Annotated in this window: 8 protein-coding genes; 5 read left to right on the top strand and 3 right to left on the bottom strand. The window is 47.0% G+C overall.

Annotated features, from left to right (window positions below):
• Positions 1-1037: conjugal transfer protein TraF (traF, locus tag SPM24T3_RS13485; RefSeq protein WP_009637324.1), on the top strand; the 1037-nt coding region annotated here is incomplete at its 5' end.
• Positions 1038-1088: 51 nt separating this feature from the next.
• Here the strand turns inward: traF and SPM24T3_RS13480 are convergent.
• A complete protein-coding gene (locus SPM24T3_RS13480; protein WP_009637323.1) occupies positions 1089-1574 on the bottom strand; it encodes a DUF4174 domain-containing protein in 486 nt (161 codons plus the stop codon).
• A gap of 414 nt (positions 1575-1988) precedes the next feature.
• Between SPM24T3_RS13480 and SPM24T3_RS13475 the strand changes: the two genes are divergently transcribed.
• The 4 genes from SPM24T3_RS13475 (at position 1989) to tmaR (ending at position 5627) form a co-directional block, all read left to right on the top strand.
• Positions 1989-3395: a sodium:solute symporter family protein gene (locus tag SPM24T3_RS13475; RefSeq protein ID WP_009637322.1), complete on the top strand. Its 1407-nt coding sequence runs from the start codon at positions 1989-1991 to the stop codon at positions 3393-3395.
• Between the two features lie 89 nt (positions 3396-3484).
• A complete protein-coding gene (locus SPM24T3_RS13470) occupies positions 3485-3847 on the top strand; it encodes a hypothetical protein (RefSeq protein ID WP_009637321.1) in 363 nt (120 codons plus the stop codon).
• Between the two features lie 276 nt (positions 3848-4123).
• Entirely contained in the window at positions 4124-5215 is a 1092-nt protein-coding gene (locus SPM24T3_RS13465; protein ID WP_037378510.1) for an FUSC family protein, read from the top strand.
• A 64-nt stretch (positions 5216-5279) separates the two neighbouring features.
• The gene (gene tmaR / locus SPM24T3_RS13460; protein ID WP_009637319.1) at positions 5280-5627 is read left to right on the top strand and encodes a PTS system regulator TmaR; all 348 of its coding nucleotides are present in this window, start codon (positions 5280-5282) and stop codon (positions 5625-5627) included.
• A 73-nt stretch (positions 5628-5700) separates the two neighbouring features.
• On the opposite strand, the gene SPM24T3_RS13455 is transcribed toward tmaR, so the two are convergent.
• Together SPM24T3_RS13455 and pxpB are read right to left on the bottom strand one after the other, a co-directional pair.
• On the bottom strand, positions 5701-6714 hold the full coding sequence (locus SPM24T3_RS13455) for a biotin-dependent carboxyltransferase family protein (protein ID WP_009637318.1): 1014 nt from the start codon (positions 6712-6714) through the stop codon (positions 5701-5703).
• The gene (gene pxpB, locus SPM24T3_RS13450; RefSeq protein ID WP_009637317.1) at positions 6711-7433 is read right to left on the bottom strand and encodes a 5-oxoprolinase subunit PxpB; all 723 of its coding nucleotides are present in this window, start codon (positions 7431-7433) and stop codon (positions 6711-6713) included. Before pxpB ends, SPM24T3_RS13455 begins: the two co-directional genes overlap by 4 nt.
• Positions 7434-7437: the final 4 nt, after the last annotated feature.

The following is a 7437-nucleotide window of genomic DNA, read 5'->3' as shown; positions in this document are numbered from 1 at the left end:
ATACGGCCAGCATTATTTTTCCAGCTGCCGGTATACAAGTGACCGACAAGAATAAGCTGGTAAATAAGGTTGATGACCTGGGTGACAGTGTCGATAGCTATAAGGAGATGGTCAACAATATTACCAGTTTTGCAGAATATCCAAAAATACAGGCGGCGGCCGGTGATGTCGCTGGTCAATTACGTGATATTAAGGGCAGTCAGGCATCTGGCACCGCAGGAGCTGCTTTTGCAGTTACCATACCCAATGAAACACTGCCGTTTGCATTTGTGGCGAAGGCTTATGGAACGGGGCACGGTAATGCCGATATCACTCAGAGCGATATTGACTACCTTCAAGGTATTGCTGATGGTACGGTGATCCCTCTGCCCGGAGATCAAAATAAATTGACCTCCACTGCCTTGGCGCGCGCGGCGATCGTTTATGATTACGGTGTGGCCGTAGCGCATGAGTTTAGCATTGCCGGACACGCAGTATCTTTCGGTATCACCCCTAAGCTGCAAGAAACCTATCTATACAACTACAATTCCTCAATTTATAGCTTCAACAAGTCTGACGTCCTTAGCCATCATGATCGAAGCACTGACACTGGCTTCAACATTGATGCCGGTGCGGCAACTGATATTGGCGACAATTGGACGCTGGGTGTTAGCGCGCAGAACCTTATATCGCGTAATATTAATACTATAGAGGTCAACGGTGTCAAAGACGTTTATCAGATAAGCCCTGTCGTGACGCCCGGTATATCTTTTCATACTGAACGGCTGACGGCTGCGCTTGATGTCGACGTTACTCCAACCAAACGCTTCAAAACTGAGGATGAAAGTCAGTACGCTGGGGTAGGTGTCGAGTATTCCTTGCTAAGTTGGCTGCAGTTGCGGGCCGGTTATCGAGCCGATATGAAGTCGAACGACACCAATGTATACACCGCTGGTTTAGGCATTTCACCGTTTGATAGAGTGCATCTGGATCTTGCTGCCATGAAAGGCAATGATCGGACTCTAGGTGCAGTGGCTCAGTTAAACTTTACCTTCTAATACTTTTGCGATATTCACGTGATACAGAAACGGAATTTGACCGTTTCTGTATCACAGATTAGCTTTACGCATTGGCATTTTGTCGATGGTGGAGAGCAACATCTCTGAGCTTAATGGTTTTTGTTGTCGTAATTTAACCCCTCCATCTTTACCTACTAGCATAACTTCAAATCCGTGAGGATTAAGTTGAGAGCGAAGATATCCCTTTGAAGCCGGAGAGGTATCACTCAGTACAATAATATCGCGTTCAACTAACTCGACTTTTGACTTTTCCAATATCGCCATCTGTTGAACATAATTAGCATCTGTCTTTGAAGGCGCAAAGATTAATACCGGGCGGTAATGCCATTGATACCGATCCAGGTTGGCGGTCTCAGGCGTCAAAGAGCGAAATATAGGGTTATCCGCTGCCTGAGAAGTGCTGCAAGTCAACAAAGATGAAGCGAGCATTAGCAAGCCTGAGGTCAGGGAAACGCTACTATTGCCGTTTCGAAAAAGACCGTGTGGCGCAGACAGGAATGAATTGATGTGTAGCATTATTTTTAACCTTCTATATAAAATTTAGTGATTTAACAAATCCACGCTATTTTTAGTTCATTAATGAGTATGGATGAAAATCCAAAAACTTCACGTGCTCACAGATGATTGAAAAAAAACATTAACTGAGTCACATAAAAAATCATTATTTCTTTTCAATGATGTTTTGTTGTTTTTTTGTGAATTAAATAGCAATGCTTAAGGCATCCTCACAAGGTTTTTCCTCAGAACTGCTTTAAGAACAAGGCAAATGCACAATGCGTATCCTCGCTATAAGGCTAAGATATTAATTACAGCCTCAATGAGAATATCTCCGCTCTGGCTATGTATTTTGAGTACGGTGATAAATATTTTTGATTCAGTGGCACCTATTCGACGACTTGAAATTTTAATGTTATTACTAAGGATTCGATAATGAATAACAGGACCGTCGTTATACTGCTCATTACCGCTATTTACTTTACAGCTGTAATAGGGATTGGATATTTAAACAAAAAATCTGCTTCTGGTGGTTCAAGCTTTACCAGTGGTGGTAAGCCATTTCCTTCGATTTTAATCGCGGCCCTGATAGTCTCAGAATATATCGGGACCTCAGTGAGTATAGGGACTGCTCAAACAGGATTCGAAATAGGCATATCAGCGGCGTGGAATCTTATAGCGTTGGGGTTCGGATTTTTATTGCTCGGTGTTTTTTTAGTCAAGAAATTTAGAGCAACAAAAAACTTAACTATCTCAGGCGTCCTTGACGGCTACTATGGCCGAAATATGCGTTATGCCTCATCAATTCTTACCATGATATCGTTGAGTATTGTGGCGATCGCTCTTTATGCCAGCGGTGGAGCCGTCCTGTCAAAAGTCGTGGGAATCGAAAAATGGCAGGCAATCTTAGCCTGCGGTGCGGTGGCAATATTTTTTGTGATCATCGGTGGAATGAGGTCCGTGGTCTATTCAAATACGCTTAATGTGATTATAAAATTTATAGGTGTAATGGTAACACTCTGGTTTGCTTTAAAATTTGTGGGTGGGATTGAGGGGCTCAAAAAATCATTAGCTCCAGGCATGTTCGATTTTACCGCTGTCGGATGGGGCCAGATCGGGGCATGGATGTTTAGTGGTATCGGGTCTATATTTGCCACTCAGTATGTTATTCAAGGCATAGCAATTACCAAATCGGATAAAGATGCCAGAAAATCCTGTAGCTACACATTTATTCTCATGGTGCCTTTTGGATTAATGGTAGCTTTAATTGGGATGTGCAGCGCCGTTCTTTATCCAGCCGGAAAATCAATCGATGCATTCCCGAGCATAATTGCCAATATGCCAGCATTTGCGACCAGTATTGTGTTTATCGGCTTGGCAGGTGCACTGTTTGGTGGAATATCCGCTGCGATTATGTCGAACGCTACCTTATTATTGAATGACTTTTATATTCCCTTTTTTAATAAAGAGAATGATGAGAAAAAATCTTTAATCTGCGTGCGACTGGCAACGGCATTTTTTGGTTTGCTTCCTCTAATACTGGCCCTTCACGCTGATAAGATTCTTAAAATTGCTTTTTTAGGAAAATCTCTGCGCGCATCGCTGGCGATATTTATATTATTGGCTTTTTACGCTCCCAAGTTTGGAACTCATAAAGGTGCGTTTTACGGCATTATCCTGTCGGTGATATTGACTATTAGTTGGTACCTGCTGGGTAACCCCTACGGGATCGACAGCTCGTACGTTGCGTTTGTCACCCCGCTATTTTCTATGTTATTGAGTCACCTGATGAAAGGGAACCATTATTTGAATCATAGAAAATGCCATGATGAATTAAATTAGAAGATGACTGTTTTAAAAGGTTGCAGGGGGCTTTTCCGCGACACTCGGCGAATGTTATCCTTTGATATATCACTTTTATCGGGGGCATTATGCCAATTAAGCCATTACTATCGCTAATTTTGCTGCTTTCCTTGCCAGTAGTCGCCTCTGCGACACAAACCTTCACCTGCGTTGTTACTCATAGTACTGAAGACAGTAACGGCAATGTTCATTCAGAGCAGGTCAGTAAAAATGCAGTTTTAGTCGATAACGGTAACACCTTTAGTGCTTCTCCAGAAGACAAAGGTCAAAAGATCAGTCCGACACTCAAAACCTCGACAACGCCAGATGGTGGGCAGATTTTTACGGCCAAGACACTTGATGGAATGATGTTTGCAAAAATTGACGGTAGTTATGTCATCAGAAATGCCAAAGAAGGGTATGTCTATTCAGACTGCAAACCATCGAATTAAGAGTTGATTCAACTCGGCCAAAATCATAAACCCGCGATAGCGGGTCTATGAACGCCTTCTCAATATTTTCACATTCCGTACTTGTATTATTAGCATCTTATTCAAAATGGTAACTTATCGATCATTGCAATGACAATCTTTTGATTAATCAGATTTTTTATATTTTTTATGTCTAAAAAGCTTTGGTTTATTTGATAAAAGCGAGGTGATCGGCCGTGGTAAGTCGGATAACATATAAGAATACTATTATCCGGGTTGAATCAGGCGGTACCGGTTGTGCGTTTAGACAAGAAAATATCTTCGCTAGATAATCTCATTTACAGCAACTATCGCGTTACGCACGGGCTGCGAATGGGGCTGGCGTTTGTTCTCACCTTTATGTTTGTTCGTTTGACTCATCTTCCCGAGGCAACTTGGCCGTTGATCACGCTGGTGGTGGTGATGGGGCCGATTTCTTTTTGGGGAAACGTTGTGCAACGCGTTTCCGAAAGGATTATTGGCACCATTGGCGGGTCTATCGCCGGGATGATCGCGCTATGGCTTGAGCTTTATTCCTTGCCTGTCATGCTGGCCTGGTGTGGGTTAACGGTGTTTGCCAGCGGTTATCTGGCCTTGGGTCGACGCGCCTACGCCGGACTGTTGCTCGGCGTTACGCTGGCGGTAATCATTGGTGCTGGTCCGGGTGATATGGAAACTGCGCTATGGCGAAGTGGCGACGTGTTGATTGGTTCATTACTGGCACTGCTGTTTTCCAGTATTTACCCGCAGCGGGCGTTTATTCACTGGCGCATGCAGATGTCGGATTACCTGATGTCGCTGAACAAGCTGCACAGTGCCTGGCTGTCGCCAAATATGCTCGAGCGACCGAGATTGCAGAATAAGCTTAAACTGGCAATGTCGCAGATGATAAAAATGCGCGCACTGCACGCGGCTTCCAGTAAAGAGTCACATATTCCGCGTGAAGTTTTCGACGCTACCCAAACGCTGTGCCGCAATCTGCTTTGTACTCTCGAACTGTTGGCCGATGCCTACTGGAGTTCGCGAGAAAGCCATTTCATCATGCTCAATGCCCGCACGCTGCGCCATACTCAGCGCTCGATTCTGGATTGCCTGGAAAAACTCAGCCTTTTAATGCGCAATGGTTCGATAGGCGACGAGCTGAAAATCAGCAATCAATTGGCGGAATCTGCCCAAGAGTTGCAGGAGTTGATGCAGTCCATGAATCGTGGCAAGAACAATGAAGCGCAAATTTATGGTTATGTTTGGCTCAGCATGCAAGTTACCGATCAGCTTAAATCTTTAGGTGATCTGATCACGCTAGCGATGGATAAGCAAGAGCCGGTTATGGTCGCGCACTCCGAATCCTGATAGTCTGTTCGCTATTGCGGGCAGCGAGTAAATGAATCTGTGTAACTTAATCGAAGGTGTAAAAATGGATAATACTATTAAGCCAAGTTTCCAGGATGTTCTGGAGTTTGTACGAATTTTCCGTCGTAAAAACAAACTTCAGCGTGAAATAGTCGATAACGAAAAGAAAATCCGCGATAACCAGAAACGTGTATTGCTGCTCGATAACCTGAGCGATTATATCAAGCAGGGAATGAGCATTGATGACGTACAGGGTATTATTGCCAACATGCGTGGCGACTACGAAGATCGCGTTGATGACTACATCATCAAAAACGCTGACCTGTCCAAAGAGCGTCGTGAGATGTCAAAAACGCTGAAAGCGATGGGCGAAATCAAAGCTAACGAGACCAAAGCCAGCGAAATTAAATAATCCCACGTTTTGCCGCCCCAAGCTCTCCCCTCAGGCAGGGGAGAGATTAATGCCTACCTTTAATCCCATTCTTTTAAGCCGGCTGAGCGTTTCGTCGCACTTTGTTGAGCCAGTTATCAAGCTGCATCTGTCGGCCAACCCACAACGATTCCGCTTTCTCGACGCTGACAGTCTCGAAACTGATCATATCGCCGGGTTTGGCCTGACCGAGACGAGCCAGATCGGCGCGGATCACGGTGGCGATTTTGGGATAGCCCCCGGTAGTTTGCCGATCGTTCATGGCAATAATCGGCTCGCCGCTGCCAGGGATCTGAATACTGCCGCGTGAAATACCGTCGGAAACAATGTTAAAACCCTTGGTGTGGGAGATTGGATTACCACTCAGCCGGTAACCCATGCGGTCGCTTTGTTCGCTGACTCGATAAGCGGTACTCAAAAACTGGCTTATCGCGGTCTGATCAAAGTGATCGTCCTGTGGTCCCGGGATCACTCGGATCGGGCGTCGTTCGCGCTGTGGCATCAGCCGTTGCTCGGGAACGCCGCGTGCTTTGTCCGTAAAATGAGCGCCGTGTGGAGTGGGCATCCAATGACTTTTTTTCACTCGATGCAGTGAAGGATTAAGCGGCAACCAGTCGCCTTTTTGCAGCTGCCTGCCGCTAAATCCGCCCAAACCCGCGCGCATCAGCGTCGAAACACTGCCCATTACTGGCTTGACTTTGAAGCCTCCTGCGACCGCCAGATAACCTCGCGCGCCGCTGAGCGTGCGGGCAATGCGTAAAGTGTGGCCCGGTAATAACGTTAGCCGATGGTAAGGCTCGGCCGCGACGCCGTCGATGCTCAGCGCCATATCGCCGGTGACTGCAAAAATGCAAGGTTCGCTGCCGGTCAGGCGTAATGTGGCGCCCGTCAGGGTAAATTCCAGCGCACCGGTATCAGCCTGATTACCCACCAGCGCGTTGGCAATGGCAAAACTCATTTCATCCATCGCGCCCGACGGCGGCACTCCGTAGTCTTCAAAACCAAATCTTCCGGCATCTTGCAGGGTGGTGAACAGGCCGGGAGATAACACTTCAAAACCGTCGATCATTGCCAACTCCACTCGGGTAAAAAGTCGGCCTTGGCCGCTAAATCGTGATATTCCGCTTCGCCAATCGGGGTGAATTTTACTCTATCCCCAGCGCTGAACAAAAAAGGCTGGCCGCGTTCGGGCGCAAAGCTGCGCACCGGTGTGCGGCCTATCAGATGCCAGCCGCTGGGAGCTTCCACCGATCCGACGGCAGTTTGCATACCGCCAATGCTGATGCTGCCTGCCGGAACTTTCAGTCGGGGAGACTCACGGCGCGAGGTATGCAGCTGCGGGTCGAGGCCGCCGAGGTAGGCAAAACCCGGCATAAACCCAATCATATAAACACGATACGAGGCCGCGATGTGGCGATCTATCACTTCTTGCTCGCGTAATCCATGGCTCTGCGCCAACCACGCCAGATCAACCCCCTGATCACCGCCATAATTGACAGGAATGGTCCAGATTTTCACTCGTTCAGCACCGGCATCTGGCTGTGAAAGCAGCTCGGTCAAGGTTTCAACCAGTTTAGCCTGTCGGGTTTGAGTCGAGTCATAGCCCACGGTCAGCGCGCGATAGGTTGGCACCAACGAGGTTACGCCGGGCACTTCTGCCTTGCGCACGCGTGCGGCCAGGGCGGTCACTCGACTGTTGATCGCTTCATCAATTACTTCACCGAAATCGACGTAAACTGCCTGATCGGCAATCGGCAGGATCCGCCACGGGGCAGAATTTTCAGTCACTGAT

Origin of the sequence: Serratia sp. M24T3, assembly GCF_000257645.1 — a bacterium.
Taxonomy (GTDB): domain Bacteria; phylum Pseudomonadota; class Gammaproteobacteria; order Enterobacterales; family Enterobacteriaceae; genus Rouxiella.
Note: the sequence above shows the minus strand (reverse complement) of the source record. Positions and strands in the feature narration are given on the sequence as shown.

Coding starts and splice junctions, on each gene's coding strand:
- SPM24T3_RS13480 (WP_009637323.1), bottom strand. CDS start 1,574: ATGCTACACATCAATTCATTCCTGTCTGCGCCACACGGTCTTTTTCGA.
- SPM24T3_RS13475 (WP_009637322.1), top strand. CDS start 1,989: ATGAATAACAGGACCGTCGTTATACTGCTCATTACCGCTATTTACTTT.
- SPM24T3_RS13470 (WP_009637321.1), top strand. CDS start 3,485: ATGCCAATTAAGCCATTACTATCGCTAATTTTGCTGCTTTCCTTGCCA.
- tmaR (WP_009637319.1), top strand. CDS start 5,280: ATGGATAATACTATTAAGCCAAGTTTCCAGGATGTTCTGGAGTTTGTA.
- SPM24T3_RS13455 (WP_009637318.1), bottom strand. CDS start 6,714: ATGATCGACGGTTTTGAAGTGTTATCTCCCGGCCTGTTCACCACCCTG.